Origin of the sequence: Microbacterium sp. ZW T2_14 (genome assembly GCF_044987405.1) — a bacterium.
GTDB lineage: Bacteria > Actinomycetota > Actinomycetes > Actinomycetales > Microbacteriaceae > Microbacterium.
Genome location: NZ_JBJDRK010000023.1, coordinates 39,148 through 62,608 on the forward strand (window position 1 = coordinate 39,148; position 23,461 = coordinate 62,608).

General features: G+C 71.5%; 20 protein-coding genes. 8 read left to right on the plus strand and 12 right to left on the minus strand.

The window, feature by feature from the left end:
* Window positions 1-161: 161 nt before the first annotated feature.
* On the plus strand, window positions 162-2,876 hold the full coding sequence (locus ACI3KY_RS09690) for a phosphoenolpyruvate carboxylase (RefSeq protein WP_404929959.1): 2,715 nt from the start codon (window positions 162-164) through the stop codon (window positions 2,874-2,876).
* A 70-nt stretch (window positions 2,877-2,946) separates the two neighbouring features.
* On the plus strand, window positions 2,947-3,117 hold the full coding sequence (locus tag ACI3KY_RS09695; protein WP_404929960.1) for a hypothetical protein: 171 nt from the start codon (window positions 2,947-2,949) through the stop codon (window positions 3,115-3,117).
* Between the two features lie 192 nt (window positions 3,118-3,309).
* Here the strand turns inward: ACI3KY_RS09695 and ACI3KY_RS09700 are convergent, their stop codons facing one another.
* The 3 genes from ACI3KY_RS09700 to mfd all read right to left on the minus strand — a co-directional run bounded on the left by ACI3KY_RS09700 (window position 3,310) and on the right by mfd (window position 8,022).
* The gene (locus ACI3KY_RS09700; protein ID WP_404929961.1) at window positions 3,310-3,909 is read right to left on the minus strand and encodes a gamma carbonic anhydrase family protein; all 600 of its coding nucleotides are present in this window, start codon (window positions 3,907-3,909) and stop codon (window positions 3,310-3,312) included.
* 81 nt (window positions 3,910-3,990) lie between these two features.
* Complete coding sequence (locus ACI3KY_RS09705) at window positions 3,991-4,362, minus strand: VOC family protein (protein ID WP_404929962.1); 372 nt, start codon at window positions 4,360-4,362, stop codon at window positions 3,991-3,993.
* A 27-nt stretch (window positions 4,363-4,389) separates the two neighbouring features.
* Window positions 4,390-8,022, minus strand: coding sequence for a transcription-repair coupling factor (gene mfd, locus ACI3KY_RS09710; protein ID WP_404929963.1), 3,633 nt, complete (start codon window positions 8,020-8,022; stop codon window positions 4,390-4,392).
* 192 nt (window positions 8,023-8,214) lie between these two features.
* Between mfd and ACI3KY_RS09715 the strand changes: the two genes are divergently transcribed.
* Window positions 8,215-8,880, plus strand: coding sequence for a hypothetical protein (locus ACI3KY_RS09715; protein WP_404929964.1), 666 nt, complete (start codon window positions 8,215-8,217; stop codon window positions 8,878-8,880).
* Between the two features lie 285 nt (window positions 8,881-9,165).
* Here ACI3KY_RS09715 and pth read toward each other — a convergent pair whose 3' ends face one another.
* Both pth and ACI3KY_RS09725 read right to left on the minus strand, forming a co-directional pair.
* Complete coding sequence (gene pth, locus ACI3KY_RS09720; RefSeq protein ID WP_404929965.1) at window positions 9,166-9,750, minus strand: aminoacyl-tRNA hydrolase; 585 nt, start codon at window positions 9,748-9,750, stop codon at window positions 9,166-9,168.
* 88 nt (window positions 9,751-9,838) lie between these two features.
* Window positions 9,839-10,474 carry a 50S ribosomal protein L25/general stress protein Ctc gene (locus ACI3KY_RS09725; protein ID WP_404929966.1) on the minus strand — a complete coding sequence of 212 codons (636 nt, stop codon included), beginning with the start codon at window positions 10,472-10,474 and terminating at the stop codon, window positions 9,839-9,841.
* Between the two features lie 282 nt (window positions 10,475-10,756).
* Between ACI3KY_RS09725 and ACI3KY_RS09730 the strand changes: the two genes are divergently transcribed.
* Window positions 10,757-10,879 (plus strand): hypothetical protein, encoded by a 123-nt coding sequence (locus ACI3KY_RS09730; protein WP_404929967.1) that lies wholly within the window; start codon window positions 10,757-10,759, stop codon window positions 10,877-10,879.
* Here the strand turns inward: ACI3KY_RS09730 and ACI3KY_RS09735 are convergent.
* On the minus strand, window positions 10,864-11,346 hold the full coding sequence (locus ACI3KY_RS09735) for a gluconokinase (protein ID WP_404929982.1): 483 nt from the start codon (window positions 11,344-11,346) through the stop codon (window positions 10,864-10,866). The two genes, ACI3KY_RS09730 and ACI3KY_RS09735, sit on opposite strands and share 16 nt — an antisense overlap.
* Window positions 11,347-11,741: 395 nt before the next feature.
* Between ACI3KY_RS09735 and gndA the strand changes: the two genes are divergently transcribed.
* Entirely contained in the window at window positions 11,742-13,184 is a 1,443-nt protein-coding gene (gndA, locus tag ACI3KY_RS09740; protein WP_404929983.1) for an NADP-dependent phosphogluconate dehydrogenase, read from the plus strand.
* Between the two features lie 95 nt (window positions 13,185-13,279).
* Here gndA and ACI3KY_RS09745 read toward each other — a convergent pair whose 3' ends face one another.
* Window positions 13,280-14,626 carry an FAD-binding oxidoreductase gene (locus ACI3KY_RS09745; RefSeq protein ID WP_404929968.1) on the minus strand — a complete coding sequence of 449 codons (1,347 nt, stop codon included), beginning with the start codon at window positions 14,624-14,626 and terminating at the stop codon, window positions 13,280-13,282.
* 104 nt (window positions 14,627-14,730) lie between these two features.
* Between ACI3KY_RS09745 and ACI3KY_RS09750 the strand changes: the two genes are divergently transcribed.
* Window positions 14,731-15,720: an SDR family oxidoreductase gene (locus ACI3KY_RS09750; RefSeq protein WP_404929969.1), complete on the plus strand. Its 990-nt coding sequence runs from the start codon at window positions 14,731-14,733 to the stop codon at window positions 15,718-15,720.
* A 45-nt stretch (window positions 15,721-15,765) separates the two neighbouring features.
* Here ACI3KY_RS09750 and ACI3KY_RS09755 read toward each other — a convergent pair whose 3' ends face one another.
* Both ACI3KY_RS09755 and ACI3KY_RS09760 read right to left on the minus strand, forming a co-directional pair.
* The gene (locus ACI3KY_RS09755) at window positions 15,766-16,491 is read right to left on the minus strand and encodes an ABC transporter ATP-binding protein (protein ID WP_404929970.1); all 726 of its coding nucleotides are present in this window, start codon (window positions 16,489-16,491) and stop codon (window positions 15,766-15,768) included.
* Window positions 16,492-16,571: 80 nt separating this feature from the next.
* A complete protein-coding gene (locus ACI3KY_RS09760) occupies window positions 16,572-18,047 on the minus strand; it encodes an ABC transporter permease (protein WP_404929971.1) in 1,476 nt (491 codons plus the stop codon).
* A 302-nt stretch (window positions 18,048-18,349) separates the two neighbouring features.
* Here ACI3KY_RS09760 and ACI3KY_RS09765 point away from each other — a divergent pair, with 302 nt between their 5' ends.
* Window positions 18,350-19,078, plus strand: a complete 729-nt coding sequence (locus ACI3KY_RS09765; protein ID WP_284444970.1) for a response regulator transcription factor — start codon at window positions 18,350-18,352, stop codon at window positions 19,076-19,078.
* 119 nt (window positions 19,079-19,197) lie between these two features.
* The gene (locus ACI3KY_RS09770) at window positions 19,198-20,772 is read left to right on the plus strand and encodes a sensor histidine kinase (RefSeq protein ID WP_404929972.1); all 1,575 of its coding nucleotides are present in this window, start codon (window positions 19,198-19,200) and stop codon (window positions 20,770-20,772) included.
* Window positions 20,773-20,780: 8 nt separating this feature from the next.
* Here ACI3KY_RS09770 and ACI3KY_RS09775 read toward each other — a convergent pair whose 3' ends face one another.
* The 3 genes from ACI3KY_RS09775 to ACI3KY_RS09785 all read right to left on the minus strand — a co-directional run.
* Window positions 20,781-22,343 carry an FAD-dependent oxidoreductase gene (locus ACI3KY_RS09775; RefSeq protein WP_404929973.1) on the minus strand — a complete coding sequence of 521 codons (1,563 nt, stop codon included), beginning with the start codon at window positions 22,341-22,343 and terminating at the stop codon, window positions 20,781-20,783.
* A 4-nt stretch (window positions 22,344-22,347) separates the two neighbouring features.
* On the minus strand, window positions 22,348-22,914 hold the full coding sequence (locus ACI3KY_RS09780) for an MOSC domain-containing protein (RefSeq protein WP_404929974.1): 567 nt from the start codon (window positions 22,912-22,914) through the stop codon (window positions 22,348-22,350).
* A partial coding sequence (locus ACI3KY_RS09785; RefSeq protein WP_404929975.1) for an FAD:protein FMN transferase occupies window positions 22,911-23,461 on the minus strand: 551 nt, incomplete at its 5' end. The genes ACI3KY_RS09780 and ACI3KY_RS09785, both read right to left, overlap by 4 nt.

The following is a 23,461-nucleotide window of genomic DNA, read 5'->3' on the forward strand; positions in this document are numbered from 1 at the left end:
ACCGCGTTTCCGGGTCGACGATGGTGCGCCGACCAGACTTCCCGGCTCTCCACGGGCCAGTGTAGCGATCCGGCGCCCTCGCGCACGGCAGGCCGGCGGAGTCGTCGTCACACAACGTCGGCCGTGACGGCGCGGCGATGGCGCGCCGTTAGCCTGGAGAGATGCGTGAACTCACCCAGACCGAAGCGATCGACCTCGTCGGCCGATACGAGGCGGAGCAGGCCATCCCCGAGCAGATGCGCAGCGACGTGCGCATGCTCGGGACGCTCCTCGGTCAGGTCCTGCGCGAGAGCGGATCGCCCGGACTCTACGAGGACGTCGAGCGCCTGCGCACGGCGACCATCCAGGCGTACACCGACGAGACCCCCGAGGCCTTCGCCCGCGCCGCCGCGATCGCCGACTCCTTCACGATCGCCCGCGCCGACGAGGTCGCCCGGGCGTTCACCGCGTACTTCCACCTCGTCAACCTCGCCGAGGAGCACCAGCGCGTGCGCATCCTCCGCGAGCGCGACGGTCGGCCCGACCGTGAGCAGGCGACCGACTCGGTCGCCGCGGCCTTCGTGCGGCTGGCCGCCGAGGTCGGCGACGACACGGCGCTGCGGCGCCTGCAGAGCATGCGGTTCCACCCCGTCTTCACCGCCCACCCGACCGAGGCGCGGCGCCGCGCGGTGTCGACCAGCATCCGCCGCCTCGCCGTACTGCTCGAGCAGCACGACGCCGCACTGAACGGCGGTGCGAACCAGCAGCGGGCCGATCAGCGACGCGCGCAGCGGCGCATGCTCGAGGAGATCGACACGCTGTGGCGCACCGCGCCACTGCGGGCCGAGAAGCCCGCTCCTACCGACGAGGTGCGCGCGGTGATGGCGGTGTTCGACGACACCCTCTACACCGCCGTGCCGCACGTCTATCGACGCGTGGACGACGCGCTGCAGGGTCCCGCGGCCGGCGCCCGTGCCCCGATCGTGCGCCCGTTCGTGCGCGTCGGCTCGTGGGTGGGCGGCGATCGCGACGGCAACCCGTTCGTGACGGCCTCCGTCACCCGCAAGGCCTCCGCGATCGCCAGCGAGCATGTGCTGCTGGGCCTGGCCCGCACCGCCGGCCGCATCGGCCGCACGCTGACGCTCGACGCGACGACCACTCCCCCGAGCGATGCCCTGCTCGCCCTCTGGCAGCGCCTGAAGGCGGCCGACGAGGACGCCGCGAACGACATCGCGCAGAGGTCGCCCGACGAGCCGCACCGCCGGATCGTGCTGCTGATCGCACGCAAGATCGAGGCGACGCGCGCCCGCGACGCCGACCTCGCGTATGCCGACCCCGAGCATCTGCTCGCCGATCTCCGCGTCGTGCAGGATTCGCTCGTGCAGGCCGGCGCTTCCCGCCAGGCGTACGGGCACCTGCAGCAGCTGCTGTGGCAGGTCGAGACGTACGGGTTCCACCTCACCGAGCTCGAGGTGCGCCAGCACTCGGCCGTGCACGCCAAGGTGCTCGCGGAGCTCGAGTCCGCCGAGAAGGCGGGGGGCGAAGGCGCCGGCGCACCGCGCAGTGAGCTCGCCGAAGAGGTGCTCGACGTCATCCGCACCGTCGGCTTCCTGCAGGAGCGGTACGGCCCGCGCGCGGCCGGGCGCTACATCGTGTCGTTCACCCGATCCGCCGACGACCTGGCCGCCGTGCACAAGCTGGCCGCGTACGCGGTCGGCCCCGACGGCCGGCCGCCGGTGCTCGACGTCATCCCGCTGTTCGAGACGTTCGCCGATCTGCAGGCCGCGCCCCGGATCCTCGCCGAGATCGTCGAGCACCCCGAGTTCGCGGCACGCCTGGAGGCCACCGGTCGCCGCCTCGAGGTGATGCTGGGCTACTCGGACTCGTCGAAGGACGTCGGCCCGGTCGCCGCCAACCTCGCGCTGTACGAGGCGCAGGCCGAGATCGCGGCATGGGCGGACGAGAACGGCATCGAGCTCACGCTGTTCCACGGGCGTGGCGGAGCGCTGGGCCGCGGCGGCGGCCCCGCGAACTCCGCGATCATGGCGCAGCCGCCGCACTCCGTGGACGGGCGCTTCAAGCTCACCGAGCAGGGCGAGGTGATCTTCGCCCGCTACGGCGACCCCGCGATCGCGATGCGGCACATCGACCAGGTCGCGGCGGCCATCCTGCTCGCGTCGTCGCCGTCCAACGAGGAGCGCAACCGCGCCGCCGCGGAGAAGTACGCGGGCATCGCGGCGACGCTGGACGCAGCATCCCGCGAGCGCTTCTTCTCGCTGGTGAAGGCTCCCGGCTTCGCCCCGTGGTTCGCCCGCGTCACCCCCATGGAGGAGATCGGCCTGCTGGCGCTCGGTTCGCGGCCGGCACGCCGGGGACTCTCCGTGGAGTCCCTCGAGGACCTCCGCGCCATCCCCTGGGTGTTCGCGTGGACGCAGGCGCGCATCAACCTCGCCGGATGGTTCGGCCTGGGCACGGCCCTCGAAGCAGTCGGCGACGAGCCGCTGCTGCGGCAGGCGTACCAGGAGTGGCCGCTGTTCCGCACGCTCATCGACAACGTGGCGATGAGCCTCGCCAAGACGGACGACCGCATCGCGCGGCACTATCTGGAACTCGGCGACCGTGACGATCTGGCCGCGCTGGTGCGTGACGAGATGCGGCTGACGCGCGACTGGGTGATCCGCATCACCGACGGGACGGAGCTGCTCGGCAACAAGCCGGTGCTGCAGCGCGCGGTGAAGATGCGCAGCCCCTATGTCGACGCGCTGTCGCTGCTGCAGCTGCGCGCGCTGCGGGCGCTCCGCGAGACTCCCGAGGGCGCGACGGTCGATCCCGAGCTGCAGCGGCTGCTGCTGCTCTCCGTCTCGGGAGTCGCCGCCGGCCTCCAGAACACCGGCTGACCCGCGCCGACTGCGGCGACACGCGCGTCGCACCCGTGATCGACGACGGCCGCGGCGTACCGTAGCGGCCATGGCACGGAACGTCGTCGCCGAAGTCTGCCCCCAGTGCGGGTCGCTCGATGTGCGGGCGAGTGAACCGCGGTGGTTCCGCATCGAATGGGATCGCCGCGACGCCGTCGATGACGGCTCCGTCGATCGCCTCGAATTCGCCTGTCGCGACTGCGGCTCGCTCTGGGAGTGACACGAGCGGATCACGGATGCCGCGGCCCGGCGCCCGCGGCACACCCGCCGTGCGACCGCGGCCGGTCGGCTCAGCGAGCGGTCTGGTGATCGAAGGCCCCGCGGCCTGATCGAGCCTTGAACGGGTCCCCAGACGGCCCATGTCGGCGAGACCATGGCCTCGGCCCCGCGAAGGCCAGCGCCGCGGCGGACGTCAGTCGATGCGACGGTCGTCGGCGTGACGCGCGAGGCTGCGGCCGTAGCGCTCGGTGAGCTGCACCATGAGGTCGGGCGTCTCGCGGTCGAGCCCGAAGACGTACCCGGGAAAGTCGAGTTCGCGCTGCGCGGCCCAGATCTCCTCGTGGCGGTCAGGCGGCAGGACCTGCACAGGATCGCCCACGGCCACCCAGCCGATCGGCACCGTCGAATCGGCAGGCAGCGTCGTGCGCAGGTGCACGACGGCGTTGATCCGCACCTCACTGCGCGCCCCGATTCGGGCGCCGTTGAACACGCGCGTGCCCGTCGCGAGGAACACCTCCTCCTCGACGACGGCTCCCGAGATGCTCGCCATCGGGCCGACCAGCACGTGATCGGCGATGTGCACGGGATTGGTCGCGGTGGCGCGGATGAGCGCGTTCTCCATGACGATGACGTTCTCGCCGAGGGTGATCGCACCGCCTTCGGCGGTGATCACCGCGCCGTGCAGGATCTGGCACTCGGCGCCGATCTCGACGTCGCCGCTGATCACCGCGGTCGCGGCGACGACCGCGTCGGGATGGATGCGGGGCTGCGCCCCGAGGTGCTCGAAACGCATCGTTCTTCCTCCGTCGGTGGTGGATCGATGCCAGCGTAGTGCGGCGCATCCGCATCGCACTCGATCGCCGGCGCGCGTGCGTCAGCGCGGGTGCTCCGTCAGGCGCCAGTAGTAGCCGCTCGGATCGAGCACCCGGAAGTCGCGCAGGCCCCACGGCTGCACCCGCACGTCGTCGTCGACGGGCCAGCCCTCGTCGGCGATCCGCCGGCGGGCGGCATCCAGATCGTCCATCTCGAGCACGAGCTCCACTCCCACCGGCGGGCGGCGCGGCGCGGGATCGACCGACGCGCGCCGGGCCGCCCCGACGCGCACACGACCGAGCTCGAGCGCGACGTACGGCCACTCGACGTGCCGCTCATCGCGCACGAGCGTGAACCCCAGCACGCGGACGTAGAAGTCGACCGCCCGGTCGAGGTCGTCGGGGAAGATCTCGATCCGAAGGTCGGCCGCCATGCCACCACCCTCTCGCACGCGCAGCGCTCAGGCGTTGACGGCCGCGTCGGCCGCGGCATCCGTGTCGGTCTTCTTCGGCGGCCACAGCTGCTCGATCAGCTGTGCGACCCAGGCGATGAGCTCGTCGTCGCGCAGCGGCTCCCCACCGGCTGACGGGAGCGGCACGACCATCGCCTCGCCGCCGGCGACCAGCTTGGCCTTGGGATGCAGCCGCTGCAGGCGCACCCGCATCGAGTCGGGCAGGTCCGCCGGCGCGATGCGCAGGTTCGGGCCCATCGCGACGACGTCGGCCAGCCCCGCCTGGCCCGCGCGCCGGCGCAGCCGCGCGACCGCGAGCAGTCCCTCGACGTCGGCCGGGGGTTCGCCGTAGCGGTCGGTCAGCTCTTCGACGACGAGGTCGATCGCGTCCGGCTGCGCGGTGACGGATGCCGCCGCCGAGAGCTTCTGATACGCCTCGAGCCGCAGCCGCTCGCTGTCGATGTACGACTCCGGGATGCGTGCCTGCACGGGCAGCTCGAGGCGGAGCTCGGCGGGTCCCTCGGTCTCTTCACCGCGGAACGTGGCGACGGCCTCACCGATCATGCGAAGGTACAGGTCGAAGCCGACGCCCGCGATGTGACCGGCCTGCTCGGCGCCCAGGAGATTGCCGGCGCCGCGGAGCTCGAGGTCCTTGAGCGCGACCTGCATGCCGGAGCCGAGGTCGTTGTTGACCGCGATGGTCTCCAGGCGGTCGGCAGCGGTCTCGCTGAGCGGCTTCATGTCGTCGTAGAGGAAGTACGCGTAGGCGCGCTCACGCGCACGACCGACGCGTCCGCGCAGCTGGTGCAGCTGGCTGAGACCGTACTTGTCGGCGCGGTCGATGATGATCGTGTTGGCGTTGGAGATGTCGAGACCCGTCTCGACGATCGTCGTGCAGACGAGGACGTCGGAGCGGCGCTCCCAGAACGCGTCGACGACCTCTTCGAGGGCGTGCTCGCCCATCTGCCCGTGCGCCACCGCGATGCGCGCCTCGGGCACCAGCTCGGCGAGCTCCGCCGCGACGCGCTGGATCGACTGCACCCGGTTGTGCACGTAGAACACCTGTCCCTCGCGCAGCAGCTCACGGCGGATCGCGGCGGTGATCTGCTTGTCGTTGCGCGGGCCGACATACGACAGGATCGGATGCCTGTCCTCGGGCGGCGTCTGCAGCGTCGACATCTCGCGGATGCCCGTCACCGCCATCTCAAGCGTGCGCGGGATGGGCGTCGCGCTCATCGCGAGGATGTCGACGTTGGTCTTGAGCTTCTTGAGCTGATCCTTGTGCTCGACGCCGAAGCGCTGCTCCTCGTCGATGATCATGAGCCCGAGGTCCTTGAAGATCACCTTCTCGGTGAGGATCCGGTGCGTGCCGATGACCATGTCGACGGTGCCGTCGGTGAGCCCGGCGAGCACCTCGCGCGCCTGCTTGTCGGTCTGGAAGCGCGAGAGCGCCTTCACCTTCACCGGGAAGCCGGCGAAGCGCTCGGTGAACGTCTCGAGGTGCTGCTTGACGAGCAGGGTCGTCGGCACGAGCATCGCGACCTGCTTGCCGTCCTGGATGGCCTTGAACGCGGCGCGCACGGCCACCTCGGTCTTGCCGAAGCCCACGTCGCCCGAGAGCAGCCGGTCCATCGGGATCGGCTTCTCCATGTCGGCCTTGATCTCGTCGATGGTCTGCAGCTGGTCGGGCGTCTCGGCGAACGGGAACGCCTCCTCGAGCTCGCGCTGCCAGGGCGTGTCGGGCCCGAACGCGTGACCCTTCGACGCCATCCGCGCCGAGTACAGCTTGACGAGCTCGACCGCGATGTCTCGCACGGCACGGCGGGCCTTGCTCTTGGCCTGCGCCCAGTCACTGCCGCCCATCTTCGACAGCGCCGGCGCCTCCCCGCCGACATAGCGGGAGAGCAGGTCCAGCTGATCCGTGGGCACGAAGAGCTTGTCGCCGGGGTAGCCGCGCTTGGACGGCGCGTACTCCAGCACGAGGTACTCCCGCACGCTCTTGACCGCGTTGCGCCCGCCGCTGGAGACCTCGCGCTGCGTCAGCTCGACGAACTTGCCGATGCCGTGCGTCGCGTGCACGACGTAGTCGCCCGCCTTCAGCTGCAGCGGATCGACGACGGCCTTGCGCCGCGACGCGAGCTTCTTGACGACGCGCGAGTCGCCGCCGATCGTGCGGCCGTAGAACTCGGACTCCGTGAGCACGGCGAGCTTGGCGTCCGCCACCTCGAACCCGCGTTCCAGCACGCTCAGCACGACGTGGACGACGCCGGGCTCCGGCGCCTCGAGCACCTCGTCGACCCGGCGCGCGGCGATGCCGCGCTCGGCGAGCACATCACGCGCACGCTCGACGAGCCCCGTACCGGATGCGGACACCACGACGCGCCAGCCGTCCGCCAGGAGTGTGCCGACATGGGCGGTCGCGCCCTCGACGTTGCCCTGGAAGGACGGCACCGCAGAGCCCGGCACGCGGATCGCGGCAGCCGCCTCGAGCGCGACGTCGATGTCGTCGTCGATGAGACCCTCGGCCGCGGCATCCGCCTGTCCCGAGTCGAAGGCGCTGAGACTCCACCACACACCGCCGCGCGCGCGTGCCGCCGCTCGCAGCGCCGGCAGGGTCAGGAAGTCGCCGGCGCCGAGGTCGACCGGGGTGCTCGCACCTGCGGTCGCGGCGCTCCAGGCCGCCTCGAGGAATTCGCGATTCGTGTCGCCCAGCGTGATGGCGCGCGCCACGGCGCGCTCCGGGTCGACGAGGGCGACGGCGGATCCCTCGGGCAGGTAGTCGACGACAGTCACGAGCCGGTCGACGACGGCGGGGAGCAGCGACTCCATGCCCTCGACGGGGATGCCCTCGGCCATCTTCTCGAGCATGCCCGCGAGGCCCGGGAACTCGCCCTTCATCTCCCGCGCGCGGCCGCGCACCGCCTCGGTGAGCAGCAGTTCGCGACTCGGCAGCAACGTGACCTCGCGCACCTCGCCGGGCAGTGACCGCTGATCGGCGACCGAGAAGGCGCGCATCTCGTCCACCTCGTCGCCGAAGAATTCGACACGGTACGGGTGCGGGGCGGTCGGCGGGAAGACGTCAAGGATGCCGCCGCGCACCGCGAACTCGCCGCGACGCGAGACCATGTCGACTCGATGGTAGGCGAGCTCGACGAGGCGGGCCGAGACATCGCCGAGGTCGTGTCCGCGGGCGCCCACGGCGAGCTCGATGGGCGGCACGTCGGTGAGCCCCGCGGCAAGGGGCTGGATGGCGCCCCGCACGGACGCGGTGATGACGAGCGGCGTCGTGGCATCCCAGCGTGCGATGCGGGTGAGCACCTCGAGACGTGCGCCGACGGTCTCGGCGCTGGGGCTCAGCCGCTCGTGCGGGAGCGTCTCCCACGCCGGGAAGTGCAGCACCTCGGCACCGGGCAGCATCGCGCCCAGTGCGGGGCCGAGGGACTCCGCCCGGCGGCCCGTGGGGGCGACCAGCAGCACGAGCGGTGGCTTGCCGGCCGCGCGGCGGCGTTCGATGAGAGCGGCGAGAAGCGGAGCGTCGAGCCCTTCGACCAGCGAGAAGTCGGCGTCGACGGATGCCGCGGCCACCGCATCCCGAAACGGCTCAGCATGCTCGAGGGCGCGAACGATCCCGGGAACTGTCACCGCACGAGTCTACGGCGCAGGTCCGACACCGAGCTCCGCCGCCGCAGCCCTGATGGCGAGCCCGCCGCGGCTGGCATAGGCGAGCTCTGCCGCAGCCCCGAGAGGCGAGCTCCGCCGCAGCTCGGTCGCGGCAGCGCCGAAACGACGCGCCGCCGCTGACGAGGCGTCGTGCGGCCCTCCTAGGATGAGCCTGTGAGTCAGCCCTCCGCTCCCGACGCGCCCCAGAACCCGCCCGTTCCGCCCGGCGCGTGGGCTCCCCCCGCGTCCCCGCCGTTCGGCGCGCCCGCAGGCTCGGGCGCCGATCAGCCGCCAGGGGCCGCCGGCCCCGGCGTGACGCCCGGGGTTCCGGCCGGATGGGCCGTCCCGCCTGCCGGCGCCTACGCCCCGCCGCCGGGGTACGCACCGCCCGCGGGGTACGCGGTGTCCCCGGTCGCGGCCACCGGGCAATACGGCACAGGCGCACCCGTCCAACGAAGCGGCGTGCTCGGTGTCGTCGCCCTGGCGCTGGCGCTGGTCGCAACCGTCGGCGCCGCCATCGTCGGCGCGATCGCCAGCTACAACATCGGGCTCGGTGCCGGTCGACAGATCTCGGCGCGGGCGTTCGATGGCGACTTCGACTGGTCGGTCCTGTCGCCCGTCCGCGACTGGGTGCTGCTCGGCGAGGTCTCGTTCTGGGTCGGCACAGTGCTCGGCATCTGGGCTCTCGTGCAGGGCATCGTCGCGATCGTCACCGCCCGGGGTCGTGGCGCCGGCATCGCCGCCGTGATCGTCGCCGCTGTGGGGCCGATCGTCTTCGGCGCCGTGGTGCAGGGCTTCCTCACCGCCGGGCTCTCCGCCGGCACCGGCGTCGGCGGCTGATCCGCGAGCGCGTCGGCGCGCGGCATCCGTCTGTCCTGTGCACGTTCTTCAGCTGAGGACGAGAGCCGAGATGAGGAGCCCGCTCGGGCCACCGCCCCGCATCTCGGCACGCTTCCTCAGTGGAGGATGAGGCCCCGACGGGGCGCGACCACCCTGCCTCGCCCATCATCCCTGCGCCCGCTCCTCAACTGAGGACGAGAGCCGAAATGAGGGGCTCCTGGGCGTACCGCCCCGCACCTCGGCACGCTTCCTCAGTTGAGGAAGCGCCGAGGCCCGACGCCTCCCTCAGACGCGCGGGGCGTGGTGCTTCTGCTGTGCGGCGAGCAGCCCCTCGGCCACCAGCTGCTCGACCGCGTCGGCGGCATCGCCGACGAGGATCGGGAGGTTCTTGCGCTCGGTGGCGCCGAACGGGTCGAGCACCCAGTCGGCCGGGTCCTGGCGGCCCGCGGGGCGGCCGATCCCGACGCGGACGCGCGCGAACTCCCCGGTGTCGAGCGCCTTCGCGACGTCGCGCACGCCGTTGTGGCCGCCGTGGCCACCGCCGGTCTTGAGCTTGATCGTGTCGAACGGGATGTCGAGCTCGTCGTGCACCACGACCACATGGTCCGGCTCGATGCCGTAGAACTTCACGAGCCCGGCGACGGGCCCGCCTGACACGTTCATGAACGTATTCGGCTTCGCGAGGATGAGCTTCGGACCGCCCGGGCGCAGCCAGGTCTCGACGACGCGCGCGTTCGCCTTGTGCGCCTTGAAGGACTCGCCACGCCGCCCGGCGAGCTCATCGACGACGAGCTGCCCGACGTTGTGCCGCGTGAGCTCATAGCGCGGACCGGGGTTTCCCAGCCCGACGACCAGCCACGTCTCTGCCATGTCATCCATCCTGCCCGAGCGGCGAGGCGCCCGACGAAAAGAAGCGAGGGGGCGCGGCATCCGCACCCCCTCGCCTTCCTGAAGGCGATTACTCGCCGGCGGACTCTTCGGAAGCCTCGGCCTGCTCGGCAGCGGTCTCGGCGTCGGCCTCGGCGATCTCGTCCTCGGCGGCCAGCGTCGCCGACGGCACCGAGATGGCGACGATGAGCAGCTCGGGGTCGGCCATGAGCACCGAGCCCTTCGGCAGCTTGAGATCGGCGGCCGTGATGTGCGTGCCGTCCTCGAGGCCCTCGACGTCGAGCTCGATGTGCTCGGGGATGTGCGTGGCCTCGGCCTGGATGGTGACCGTCGTGTTCTCGAGGTTCGCGATGGTGCCGGGAGCGGACTCACCCACGACCTGGATCGGCACCTCGATCTCGACCTTCTCGCCCTTCTTCACGACGAGCAGGTCAATGTGCTCGATGACCTGGTGCACCGGGTCCTTCTGCACGTCCTTGACGAGCGTGAGCTGCGACTTGCCGTCGAGGTCGAGCTCGAGCACCGCGTTGGCGCGGCGGATCAGCAGCGAGACCTGGTGGCCGGGCAGCGCGACGTGTACGGGGTCGGTGCCGTGACCGTAGATGACGGCGGGGATCTTGCCGGCGGCGCGGAGGCGGCGGGCGAAGCCCTTGCCGAAGCTCTCGCGGAACTCGGCCTGGACCTTGGTATCGGGCTCGGACGACATTGGGGTTCTCCTTGTGGGCGCAATGGCCCGGTAAGCTGCGGCGCGTGGCCGTTCTGAGTCGGCCTGCGCGGTGGCGGGCCCGGGTATTCGGGGTGTCTTCGACTCGAACGCGCACGCGTGAGGAAAGCCGTTTGGGCCGCCTTCACCGCGTCGATCACGGATGCCGCAGCCCGCCAGAATCGACGGGCGCGAGGCATCCCTCGCCGAAGTTCGAGACGAGTCTACCAGCGCCCCCGCTACGATGAGGAACGCACCTGCTTCCCGCTCCCTACGGAGGACCCCATGGACTACGGCTTCTGGAGCCACGCTCTCTTCTGGCTCATCGGCGCCATGGCCGCGGTCGGGGCCGTCGGCGCGGTGCTGGCGTTCTGGAGCCTCGGACGCCAGGGCTACCGCAAGGACTGATACCGCTCGAGCGCGGCGACCGCCGCATCGACGACGTCGGCCAGCGGCGGATCGCCCGCGACGACGACGCCCGGCTCATCGGGTTCGAGATGCTCCAACGTGCGCAGCTGCGAAGCCAGCAGCGACGACGGCATGAAGTGCTCGCGCGTGCCCATGCGACGCGCCAGCTCGTCACGCGGCACACGCAGCTCGACGAAGACGACGCCCGGGGCACCCGCGCGGATCCGCTCCCGGTAGCGCCGCGCGAGCGCCGAGCACGCCATCACCACTCCCCCGGGCGCATCGTGCAGCGTCGTCGCGACGACATCGAGCCACGGCATCCGATCATCGTCGTCCAGCGGGATGCCCGCGACCATCTTGGCGACGTTGGCGGCGGGATGCAGGTCGTCGGCATCGATGAACGGCAGGCCGAGACGCTGCGCCAGCGCGAGACCGACGACGGATTTGCCGGAACCGCTCGGCCCCATCACGACGACGCGCACCATCGGCCGGGGCCGCGACTCGTCGGTGGCCCGCACCGCCGGTTTCGGCACCGAGTGCGCCGGAAGGGAGGGCTCGCTCACGTCGGCCACGGTAGCCCACCGCCCCACGCCGGTCACAGTCGGCCGCGCGCGGCTGTGAGCGTCCCGCCGCTGCGGTGTAACACGGACGCGCCAGACTCTAGGCTGAAAGAGACGACTTAACCTCAGGAGCGCGTGTGTCTTCGAACGACCCTTCAGCGAGCGGCAACCAGGCCGGGACCAGCATCTCGACGGATCAGGACCAGGCTCCTGACGAGGCGACGACCGCGCACGAGGCGGCGCCGGCGCCGGAGGACGTGCCCCGCCCGACGCCCGAGCCGGAGGGGCCCGCCGCCGATCGCGTGGCGACGGCGAACATCGGCGTCGTGGGTCTGGCTGTGATGGGCTCGAACCTCGCGCGCAACCTCGCCAGCCGCGAGGGCAACACCGTCGCGGTGCACAACCGCAGCCGGTCCAAGACCGACGAGCTGCTCGCCGCCCACCCGGAGGCCGGCTTCGTGCCCGCGTTCTCGTACGAGGAGTTCGCCGCGTCGCTGCAGAAGCCGCGCGCCGCGATCATCATGGTCAAGGCCGGGCGCCCCACCGACGCCGTCATCGACGCGCTGGTCGAGGTGTTCGAGCCGGGCGACATCATCGTCGACGGCGGCAACGCGCTGTTCACCGACACGATCCGCCGCGAGAAGGCCGTGCGCGAGACGGGCATCAACTTCGTCGGCGCCGGTATCTCCGGCGGCGAGGAGGGCGCCCTGAACGGCCCGTCGATCATGCCCGGCGGCTCGGACGAGTCGTGGGTGACCCTCGGCCCGATCCTGAAGTCCATCGCGGCGGTCGCCGAGGGCGAGCCCTGCGTCACGCACATCGGCCACGACGGCGCCGGCCACTTCGTGAAGATGGTGCACAACGGCATCGAGTACGCCGACATGCAGCTCATCGCCGAGGCGTACGACCTCATCCGGCGCGGCACCGGCAAGACGCCGGCCGAGATCGCCGACGTCTTCGCCGAGTGGAACCGCGGCGAGCTGGAGTCGTACCTCATCGAGATCACCGCCGAGGTGCTGCGCCAGGTGGATGCCGAGACCGGCAAGCCGCTCGTCGACGTCATCCTCGACCAGGCCGGCGCCAAGGGCACCGGCGCCTGGACCGTGCAGACGGCACTGTCGCTCGGCGTCCCGGTGTCGGGCATCGCCGAGGCCACGTTCGCCCGGTCGCTGTCGTCGCACCCCGAGCAGCGGGAGGTCTCGCGCGAGCTGCCCGGTGCCGAAGAGGACCTCGAGGTCGAGGACGCCGAGGCGTTCATCGAGGACGTGCGCCTGGCGCTCTACGCGTCGAAGATCGTCGCCTATTCGCAGGGCTTCGACGAGATCCGGGCCGGCGCCGCCGAGTACGACTGGACGATCGACCTCGGCGCCGTCTCGAAGATCTGGCGCGCCGGCTGCATCATCCGCGCCCAGTTCCTGAACCGCATCGCCGACGCGTACGACGAGACGCCCGACCTGGCCGTGCTGCTGACCGCGCCGTACTTCGTCGAGGCACTCGGCCGCGCGCAGGGCGCATGGCGCCGGATCGTGTCGACGGCGGCGGGCGCCGGCATCCCCGCACCCGCCTTCTCGTCGTCGCTCTCGTACTACGACGGCTTGCGCGCGGAGCGACTGCCGGCGGCGCTCATCCAGGGACAGCGCGACTTCTTCGGGGCGCACACCTACAAGCGCATCGACAAGGACGGCACCTTCCACACGCTGTGGTCGGGCGACCGCACCGAGATCGAGGCCGAAGACACCCACTGACGCGGGCGCGTCGAACCGACGCGTTCCCGCAGACGACGAGGGCGGATCTCCATCAGGGGATCCGCCCTCGTCGCGTCTTGTGCCGGTTCCGCGGGTCAGCCGGCGGCCCCGCCGTTCGGCACGGGCTTCACGTTGTGGTTGCGGCAGAACACGTTGCCCGGATCCCACGTGTGCTTGATGGCGGCGAGACGGGCCATCGTCGCCGGCGGGTACATGCGCTGGGCGATCGCCTCGTCCGTCGAGACGCTGAAGTTGCCGTAGACGCCCGATCCCTTGGCCTCGATGGCGTCCCACGCGGCGTTGGCCGCCGCACGCCCCGCGTCGTCGAGCATGCCCGGGATGTCGAAGGCCCCCGCCATCGCGAACCACGTCGCGTCGCGCGCGGGGAAAGCGGTGTCGTCCTGGGCCACATCGGCGTAGGCGCCGCCGAGGGACCGCAGCATCACGACCGAGGCCGGATGCTGCTCCCGGAACGCGACGAGGCGATCGATCGCCTCGTCGTCGAGCACCCCCAACAGGGTGTTGCCGCCGACGAAGCCGGGCATCGGGCGCTCGGGGTCGAACTCGGGAGCCTCCATCAAGACGTCGGGGTAGTCCTGCACGCCGAAGTCCCGCTCGGTGACGCCGGGGGCATCGGCGAGCGGCGCCAGCGCTCGACGCGCGGCGTCCTCGTCGGTGCCGACCCAGACGGCGGTGATCGAAGCGCCTGCCGGCGCATTGGGATCCATGGCCGGCACGTCCATGTAGGTGACCGTGAGGTCGCGCGGCGCGTCGGCCATCACCTCGCGCAGCGCGCGCAGCACGGGGCGGGCATCGCCCTCGAGCCCGTAGACGGCGTGGACGACGCCGTCGAGCGGGTGCGCCTCGAAGTCGAACCGCGTCACGACGCCGAAGTTGCCGCCACCGCCGCGCAGAGCCCACAGGAGCTCGGGGTGGGACGTCTCGCTCACCTCGACCACATCGCCGCGGGCGGTGACGAGCTGCGCGCCCACCAGCTGGTCGGCGGCCAGTCCCCACGCCCGCACCATCCAGCCGATGCCGCCGCCGAGCGTGAGACCGCCCACGCCGACCGATGCCGTGTCGCCGGAGCTGAGCCCCAAGCCGCGTTCGGCGAGGGCGTGGGCGACGCCACCCCAGAGGGCACCGCCGCCGACGCGCACGCGCGTTCCTTCGACGGCGACGGTGTCCAGCGCGGAGATGTCGAGGGTGAGGCCGCCGGGAACCCCGCCCCAGGCGCTGTGGCCGCCGCCCCGGATCATGATCTCGAGACGTTCGGCGGAGGCGTAGCGGACGGCGCCGCGCACATCGTCGACGCTGGCGGCGCGAATGACGGCAGCGGGCTCGCCGATGCCGGAGTGGAAACGACGGGCGGACTCCCATTCGGAGTCGCCCGGGCGGATGACGGTGCTGACGGAGCCGGCACTGAGGTCGTCGTTGCTCATGACCGCAACGCTAGGACCCGCCGCCGACATCGGGGAAGATGTTCGCCGTCAGCGAGCGGGCGTCGTCCGCCGCGACGTCCGCGTCCGGGCGTAGGCTCGCGGGCGTGACGAGCATCCTCTACATCGGCGGCACCGGAACGATCAGCGCGGCGTGCGTACGCCGCTCCGTGGCTCTCGGGCACGACGTCTCAGTGCTCAACCGCGGCAGTGCACGACGTCCGCTGCCGTCCCAGGTCGAACTGATCGAGGCCGACGTGCGCGACGCGGCCGCCGTGCGCAGCGCCCTTGGCGACCGCCGGTTCGATGTCGTGGCCGAGTTCCTGGCCTTCACGCCCGAGCACATCGCGACCGATCTCGAGCTGTTCGAAGGACGCACCGGCCAATACGTGTTCATCAGCTCGGCATCCGCGTACGAGAAGCCGCCTCGCCGGATGCCGGTGACGGAGTCCACGCCGCTGCGCAACCCGTTCTGGCAGTACTCGCGCGACAAGATCGCGTGCGAGGACGTTCTCGTGGCCGCACACCGCGAGCGCGGCCTGCCGGTGACCGTCGTGCGACCGTCGCACACCTACGACGAGCGGCTGCTGCCCACGCTCGGCGGCTGGACCGACATCGCGCGGATGCGTGCGGGGCGCCCCGTCATCGTCCACGGCGACGGCACGACCCAGTGGACCATCACGCATTCCGACGATTTCGCCGTGGCGTTCACCGGACTTCTGGGCAATCCGGCGGCGATCGGCGAGGCGTTCACCATCACGGGGACGCACGCGCCCACCTGGAACCAGATCTACGGCTGGCTGGCCGATGCCGCGGGCGTCGACTCCCCCGACCTCGTGCACGTCGCCTCCGACACGATCGCGGCGTTCGCACCGGACCTCGGGCCGACCCTCATCGGCGACAAGGCCCACTCCATGCTGTTCGACTCGTCGAAGGTGACGCAGCTCGTTCCCGAGTTCCGCACGACGATCACGTTCGACGAGGGCGCGCGCCGCATCCTCGCCTACTACGACGCGCACCCCGACGAGCAGCGGATCGACGAGGGCCGCGATGCGCTCTTCGATCGCATCGCGGCCCATGCCCGCTCGGCCGGCTGACGCCGGCTCGGCCGGCTGATCCGCGGGCCTGTCGCACGAGGCCGATCAGCGCGTGATGTCGCGCACGGTGCCCCTGTCGAGCCGGAGCCGGCGACGTGCGCGGCGTGCGACCGCCGAGTCGTGCGTGACGATGATGAGGGTGAGCCCTTCGTCTTTGAGCGCCTGCAGCACCGACAGGATCTCGTCGCGCATGCTCTCGTCGAGGTTGCCGGTCGGCTCATCGGCGAGGAGCACGCGCGGGCGCTTGACGATCGCCCGCGCGATCGCCACGCGCTGCTGCTGACCGCCCGACAGCTCGCCGGGCCGGTGGTCTGCTCGCTCTGCCAGGTCGACATGCGCCAGCGCCTCAGCGACACGACCGGCGCGCTCGTCCTTCGAGAGGCCGAGCGGTTCCAGCGCCATGTCGACGTTCTCGTGCGCCGTGAGGGTCGGGATGAGGTTGAACCCCTGGAAGACGAAGCCGATCTCGTGGGCGCGGATGCGGCCGAGTTCGCGATTGCCCGCGGTGGCGATGTCGATCTCGCCGAGGTGCACCGAGCCGGCGCTGGGGCGGTCCAGCGCGCCCAGCAGCTGCAGCAGCGTGGACTTGCCGCCGCCGGTGGGTCCCTGGATCGTGACGAAGTCTCCCGTGTCGATCGTGAGGTCGACGCCGGCGAGCGCCTTCACGACACGCCCCTTCTGGGTGTAGGTGCGGGTGACGCCCTCGAGACGGTACTGCGCCGGGGCGGCGGCATCCGGAGCCGAGGCGGCCTCCGTGTCGATCATGGTCATGACGTGCTCTTCCCTTCTTGGAGACGGTGTGGTGGGGATGTGTTCGGCTGCGGGGGGATCGGTGCTCGACACGGGATGCCTCAGCCCACCGATCGGAGGGCTTCGGCGGGGCTCAGCCGCGCGGCCCGCCAGCCGCCGAACGCGCCGGCGACGAGGCCGCCCAGCACCGCGATGCCGACCGCCGCGACGACGACCCACAGCGTGACCGGTGCCTGCAGCACGATGTCGGCGCCGGTCTGCGGCATCATCGCGTTCCCGAACGGTCCGCCGCCTGCCGGCAGCTCTCCCCCGCCGCCCGGTCCAAAGCTCTGCGTGGCGGGCGCCGTCGAGATGGTCGGGGCGATGACGTTGATGGCGATGATCCCCGCGAAGCCGATCACGAGGCCGAGGACACCGCCGATGAGGCCCTGTACCACCGATTCCCCCGCGACCTGGCCGACGACGCGGCCGTTGGACCAGCCGATGGCCTTGAGCGTGCCGAACTCGCGCGTGCGGCGCGAGACGCCCGAGATCGTGAACAGCACGGCGAGCGCGAGTGCGACGGCGAGCACGATGAGCGACAGCCACGTGCCGAGGCTCGTGATGAGCGAGGACGCGCTCGAGAGCGACCCTGACACCGTCGAGGCGAGATCGGACTGCGAGCTCACGGTGGCGTCGGGCAGCTCCTCCTGGAGCGCCGTCTGCACCGACGAGATGGCATCGGACGACTCTGCCTGCACGTAGACGGTCGAGATCACGTCGCCGGCGCCTGAGAGCTCCTGCGCGACGTCGAGGGGGATGTAGACGTTCGACGCGGTGTCCGCCTCATCGGAGGTCGAGGCCACGAGGCCGACGATCTCGAAGTCCCGGCCGCCGACGTCCATGGTGTCGCCCACCGAGAGATCGGCGGTCGTGGCGTAGGTCGCATCGAGCACTGCGACGGACGCGCCCTCGTCGGACGCCTCGAGGCCGCGGCCGTCGCTGAGCTCCACCGCCGACAGCGGGCCCACGGCATCCGCCGACGGGTCGATGCCGAGCACCGTGAACGAGTCCACGCCGAACGAGCCACCGCCGAAGCCGCCCCCACCGGTCTCTCCCTCGGTCTGCTGCGGGGGCTGTGCCTGGGTGGTGGCGTCGCCGGTGGCGTCGTCGGGCCGCTGCGGCAGCTCGCCCGAGAAGGTCATGTTCGTGAGGCTGAGTGCAGCGGATGCCGCGGCCACGCCGTCGATGCCGGTCACCGTGTCGAGCGTGGAGGCGTCGAGGGTCGAGCGCATCGGGTCGGTCACCAGCCGCGACTGGCTGAGCTCGGTCGTGCCGTCGTCGGTGGTATCCCCGCCGTCCTCGCCGAAGTCGAACCGCGCGCCGCCTTGGCCGGGCTCGGCCTCCGCTCCGGTGACGGTCAGGTCGGTGCCGACGCCGTACACCGACTCGAGCGCCTGCGCCTGCGCGGCGCTCACGCCGGCGGCGAGCGAGTTCACGATCATCACGAGCGCGATGGCGATCGCGAGGCCGGCGGCCACGATGATCGTCTGCTTCTTGCGGCCGGCCAGCTCCCGCCGCAGATAGGTCATGTACATGGGTCTCCTCTGGGCGGGCGGAATGCCGGCCATCGAGGGGAACGCTACGAACAGCGATGATGCGCTCCGCAAGCGGCACCTATGAAGCGCTTATGCGATCCCCTCTCCTCCCCTCCTCCTCCTCCCTCCTCCTCCTCCCCCGTTCGTCCGTCGTACATGTACGCGAGATCGCTCGCTCGGCGTACATATACGACGGATGAACCCAGGGGGAAGGGGTGGCGGCGCGTGGGCGACGGGGCATTCACAGCGCGCGCATAGCGGGCGCCATAGGAACCGCATAGGAAGGCGTCCACAATGGACGCATGACCAACCCCTCACCCGCCCTGCTGCGTCCCGACGGCTCGAACCTCCGCGTGCTGGTGGTGGACGACGAGCAGATGCTCACCGACCTGCTGTCGATGGCGCTGCGGATGGAGGGCTGGGAGGTGCGGACCGCCGGCTCGGGCTTCGAGGCGCTGCAGTCGGCACGCGAGTTCGAGCCCGACGCGATGGTGCTCGACGTCATGATGCCCGACCTCGACGGCATGGCCGTGCTGCAGCGACTGCGCCAGTCGGGCGACGACGTCCCGGTGCTGTTCCTGACCGCCAAGGACGCCGTGAGCGATCGTGTCGCGGGTCTCACCGCGGGCGGCGACGACTACGTCACCAAGCCGTTCAGCCTGGAGGAGGTCGTGGCGCGCCTCCGCGGCCTCATGCGCCGGGCGGGCACGGCCCACGCCGCAGGAGCCGAGCCGATCCTGCGCGTGGGCGATCTGACCCTCAACGAGGACAGCCACGAGGTCGAGCGCTCGGGCGAGGAGATCGAGCTCACGGCGACGGAGTTCGAGCTGCTCCGCTACCTCATGCGCAATCAGCGCCGGGTGGTCTCGAAGGCGCAGATCCTGGACCGTGTCTGGAACTACGACTTCGGCGGGCGCTCCAGCGTCGTCGAGCTCTACATCTCGTACCTGCGCAAGAAGATCGACGCCGGCCGCGAACCCCTCATCCACACCGTGCGCGGCGTGGGCTACATGATCAAGGCGCCGCAGTGACCGACACGAACGGCGGGGGGCCGGTCGGGAAGAAGAGCGAGACGGATGCCGCGGCCGGCGGCTCCGCGTCCGTTCCCGCGTCTCCCGTGGGGAACGCTCCCCTGAGGACGGGTCCCCCCATGACCGCGCCGGACGGTACGGGCGCCATCGATACACCGCTCACCGATGCCGACGACGCCGCGGCCGGCACCACCGGCGCCGACGAGAAGGTCGGCCGGCGCGCACCGTGGACGCTGCAGCGGAAGCTCATCGTGACGGTGGTGGCCATCACCTCGTTCATCATGGTGCTCGTCGGTGTCGCGACCAGCGCCATCCTGGGCGGCGTGCTGGAGGAAGGGCTCAGCAACGAACTGCGCGCGACCGCCGAACGCACCTCCGCCATCCTTCGCCAGCCGATCGCCGCAGGATTGACCGCGGAAGAGATCCTCGAGCAGCAGCCCCAGCAGGCGGGTTTCCTCCTGGCGATCGAGACGCCGCCTTCCGCACCCACAGCGGCGGTGACGGAAGCCGACGGCACTGTGACCAGGCTGACAGCGGACCAGATCGATCAGCTCGCTGCCGGGCTCGGCAGCGAGGGCCCACTCGTGGTCACGATCGACGGCGTCGGCACGTTCCGTGTCGAGGGCAACGGCGTCAACGGACAGTCGATCGTGGTCGTCGGTCTGTCCCGCGACGACGTCGCCGCCACGATCGGCCGCATGCTGACGACGATCGGCCTCCTCACCGCCGGGGGTCTGCTCCTGCTCGCGGTGGCCACGGCGTGGACCATCCGCCGCGGCCTCGCGCCGCTGCGTGCGGTCGCCGACACGGCGGGCAGGGTGTCGACGCAGCGACTCGACCAGGGCGAGGTCACGATCGCCGAGCGGGTTCCCGCCCGCCAGGCCGACCCGCGCACCGAGGTCGGCCGCGTGGGCGCCGCGCTGAACACGCTCCTCGATCACGTCGACGAGTCGCTCGCCGCGCGTCAGCGCAACGAGGAGCGCATGCGCGCGTTCGTGGCGGATGCGAGCCACGAGCTGCGCACGCCGCTCTCGTCGATCCGCGGCTACAGCGAGCTGTCGCTCAAGGCCCTCAGCCGCGCCCCTCGACTGGCTCGGGGACCGGAAGCGGCGACCATCGAGACGACGGAGGCGTCGCTCGAGCGCATCCAGGCGCAGTCGCTGCGCATGACGTCGCTCGTCGAGGACCTGCTGCTGCTGGCGCGCCTCGACGAGGGGCAGGAGCTCGTCTACGGCACCGTGGACCTGACGCGGCTCGTGATCGACGCCGTCGGCGATGCGCGGCCCACCGGCCCCGGCCACGAGTGGGTGCTCGAGGTGGGCGATGAACCCGTGCTCGTCGCCGGCGATACGGGACGGCTGCACCAGGTCGCCGCCAACCTCTTGGCCAACGCCCGCACCCACACGCCCGCGGGCACCACGGTCACCGTGAGCGTCGCCCGTGACGACGGCGCGGCGGTCCTGCGGGTCCACGACGACGGCCCCGGCATCGATCCGTCGATCAGGGACGAGCTGTTCGAGCGCTTCGCCCGGGCCGACCGCTCGCGCGCACGCCAGACCGGCGGCACCGGCCTCGGCCTCTCGATCGCCCGTGCGATCGTCGATGCCCATGGCGGCAGCATCCGTGTCGACAGCGCACCCGGAGACACCACGTTCGAGGTGCGTCTGCCGGCTCGCCCGGCCGACCCGGCCTGAGCGCCGGCTCAGTAGCCGCTGAAGGCGTCCGTCGTGATCGAGCGCGCGCGCTCGAGCGCCGGCGCCAGATCGGCGATCAGCGCCGCCGGGCCCGAGATGTACGCGTGACGCGATGAGATGTCGGGCACGACGCGGAGCAGGCCGTCGGCATCGAGGCGCACGCCCTTCGCCCACGTCCAATGGTCGGGGAGGTCGGCCGGCCGGTCGCGGGTGAACACGATGACGCGGGCTCCGGATGCCGCGATCTCGTCGCGGTACGCCAGCTCGGAGGAGTCCGACGCGACGTAGACGAGCACGATGTCGCGGTCGAGGCCCGACGCCTGTGCCTGGCGCAACTGCGACACGAACGGCGTGACGCCGATGCCGGCGGCCACCATCAGGATCGGCGCCGCATCGCGCTTGGGCAGCAGGAAGTCGCCCCAGACGCCGGTGATGGCGAGCGCGTCGCCCGGCTGCACCTCGGCAAGCGCCTTCTTGTACGAGCTCTGCGCCTTGGTGGTCTTGCCCTCTTTGAACGCCACCTTCAAGAGGGGCAGGTCTTCCGGTGCCGACGCGATGCTGAACTCGCGTCGCGTGCCGCGGGCGTCGGGGTGGCGATGAGGCACCTCGAGTTCGAGGTACTGGCCGGGGAGGAACGCCAGCCGGTCGTGCACCCGGAACGTGAGCTCCTGCACGCTCGGCGTGGGCTCCGCGCGCGACACGAGGGTGAGGCGCACCGCGGTGCGCACCGCGAAGGCGAACGCGACGAGGTTGCCGACCAGGAGGGCCCGCTCCTGGCCGAGCGTGATGTCGCCGATCGGGATGGGCCAGCCGGCCAGCACGCCGACCACCGTGGCGACGGTCAGCTGCTGCCAGCGGCGGGGCGGGAGCGTGAGCGGTTCGGAGAGCATGAACGCCCCGAGGAAGAGGAACGGCGACGACCAGAGGATGGGCCAGAGCAGGTCGAGCGTGTCGACCTCCAGGCCGGCGGACTGGTACTGGGCCGCGGTGCGGAAGACCGCGACCGCCACGGCGAACACGAGGAACACCGCGACGACCCGCAGCTTCTCGGTGCGCACCAGCACGGCGAGGCCGAGGAGGATGACCGGTGCGGCGAGCGCCGGGGTGCCGACCCACCACGACGACGCGCCGAGATCCGGCCACGCCAGGCTCAGCAGGGTCAGCACGGTGGCACCCACCGCCGCCGGGTTGAAGATGTGGCGTCCACGCCACGCGAGCACGTACTTCGAGAGCGAGGCGACCGCGGCCGCGATCACGATGCCGAGGAGTCCCACGAGCTCGAGCGTCGGCCGCAGCACGAACAGCAGGATGTGCGCCGTGATGAGCGACGATTCCAGTCGCCAGGGCAGGTTGAGCACGCGCTGGGCCGCGGCATCCACCCCCACGCATACGGCCGAGAGCACCGCGATGGTCACGACGAGCTGCAGCGGGTCGGGGCCGACGAGGCCGAAGAACGACAGCAGCAGTGCCACGACGGCGAGCGCAGCGAGCGCGAAGTACACCAGGCGGTACATCGACAGGCGGCCGAGCACCGCGAAGAGGCGGTTCCAGACGGCGGTGAGGGTTCCCATGCGCTCAGACCGGCTGCAGGGGCTCGGGGCGGCCGGCAGGCGGAATGACGCGGATGCCGTCGCCCGGGCGCACGACGCCGCCCTCGAGGACGACCGACATGACGCCCGCCAGGCGCACGGTGGCGCCGCTGTCATCGAGGTGGACGAGCTCCTTCATCAGCCCCTCGGAGATGCCGTCGATCTGGACGCACGGGTTGCGCAGACCGGTGATCTCGATCACAGCCTCCTCGCCGAGCGCGAGTCGTGTGCCGCGCGAGAGTCCGAGCAGATCGATGCCGGCGGTGGTGACATTCTCGCCGAGCGCCCCGGCGTGCACCTCGTGACCGCGTGCTGCCATGTCGTCGAACAACTCGGCGTGGATCAGGTGCACCTGGCGGAGGTTGGGCGTCGTGGGGTCGCGCCGGATGCGTGACAGGTGCTGCACGGTGGTGCCGGCGTGGGCATCGCCTTCGACGCCGATGCCGGCGATCAGGGTGATGCTCTCGCGCGTCGGCTTGCTGAAGCGGTGCGCGTCGTCGCGTGCCACCGCGACGACGTGTCCGGCGAGGGGTTCGGGGCGAGGGTCGGTCACTGTTCCAGGCTATTCGGTCGGACGAACAGGTCGGCGCGGCAGCCCGGAGACCACTCGACGCGGCCGTCCGTCGTCATGCGCACCCATTCGACGCCCCACTCGTGGGCGAGCCGGGGGCCGCCGTCGAAGAACAGCGCCGTCGCGACGGCGTCGGCCGTCATCGCGTCGGCCGCCACGGCCCATGTCGCCGCGATGGTCCGCACCGGCTGCCCGGTGCGGGCATCGAGCACGTGGTGCAGGGTGGTCGCGCCCGTCGCCGACGGCCACGTCCGCCGGTTGACCGCGGACGCGCAGAGCGCGGCATCCGTCACCTCCCACACCCCGATGGCGCGACGCGCATCGAAGGGATGCTCGAGCCCGATGCGCTGCGACCGCCCGCGCACCGCGAGGTCGCCGCCGGCGTCCACCGTGATGTCACCCGCCACGGTGGCCGTGAGGATGCCGAGGAGGAGGTCGACGAGGCGGCCCTTGCCGAGGGCGCCCACGTCGATCGTGGCCGGCTCGCTGAGCGCGAGGAGCCCGTCCTGCCAGGTCAGCAGCTGCCGCC

Coding starts and splice junctions, on each gene's coding strand:
- ACI3KY_RS09730 (WP_404929967.1), top strand. CDS start 10,757: ATGGACTACGGCTTCTGGAGCCACGCTCTCTTCTGGCTCATCGGCGCC.
- ACI3KY_RS09765 (WP_284444970.1), top strand. CDS start 18,350: ATGACCAACCCCTCACCCGCCCTGCTGCGTCCCGACGGCTCGAACCTC.
- ACI3KY_RS09690 (WP_404929959.1), top strand. CDS start 162: ATGCGTGAACTCACCCAGACCGAAGCGATCGACCTCGTCGGCCGATAC.
- ACI3KY_RS09735 (WP_404929982.1), bottom strand. CDS start 11,346: ATGGGGCCGAGCGGTTCCGGCAAATCCGTCGTCGGTCTCGCGCTGGCG.
- ACI3KY_RS09705 (WP_404929962.1), bottom strand. CDS start 4,362: ATGGCGGCCGACCTTCGGATCGAGATCTTCCCCGACGACCTCGACCGG.
- ACI3KY_RS09760 (WP_404929971.1), bottom strand. CDS start 18,047: ATGTACATGACCTATCTGCGGCGGGAGCTGGCCGGCCGCAAGAAGCAG.
- ACI3KY_RS09770 (WP_404929972.1), top strand. CDS start 19,198: ATGACCGCGCCGGACGGTACGGGCGCCATCGATACACCGCTCACCGAT.
- ACI3KY_RS09695 (WP_404929960.1), top strand. CDS start 2,947: ATGGCACGGAACGTCGTCGCCGAAGTCTGCCCCCAGTGCGGGTCGCTC.
- ACI3KY_RS09755 (WP_404929970.1), bottom strand. CDS start 16,491: ATGACCATGATCGACACGGAGGCCGCCTCGGCTCCGGATGCCGCCGCC.
- ACI3KY_RS09725 (WP_404929966.1), bottom strand. CDS start 10,474: ATGTCGTCCGAGCCCGATACCAAGGTCCAGGCCGAGTTCCGCGAGAGC.
- ACI3KY_RS09700 (WP_404929961.1), bottom strand. CDS start 3,909: ATGCGTTTCGAGCACCTCGGGGCGCAGCCCCGCATCCATCCCGACGCG.
- pth (WP_404929965.1), bottom strand. CDS start 9,750: ATGGCAGAGACGTGGCTGGTCGTCGGGCTGGGAAACCCCGGTCCGCGC.
- ACI3KY_RS09775 (WP_404929973.1), bottom strand. CDS start 22,343: ATGGGAACCCTCACCGCCGTCTGGAACCGCCTCTTCGCGGTGCTCGGC.
- ACI3KY_RS09745 (WP_404929968.1), bottom strand. CDS start 14,626: ATGAGCAACGACGACCTCAGTGCCGGCTCCGTCAGCACCGTCATCCGC.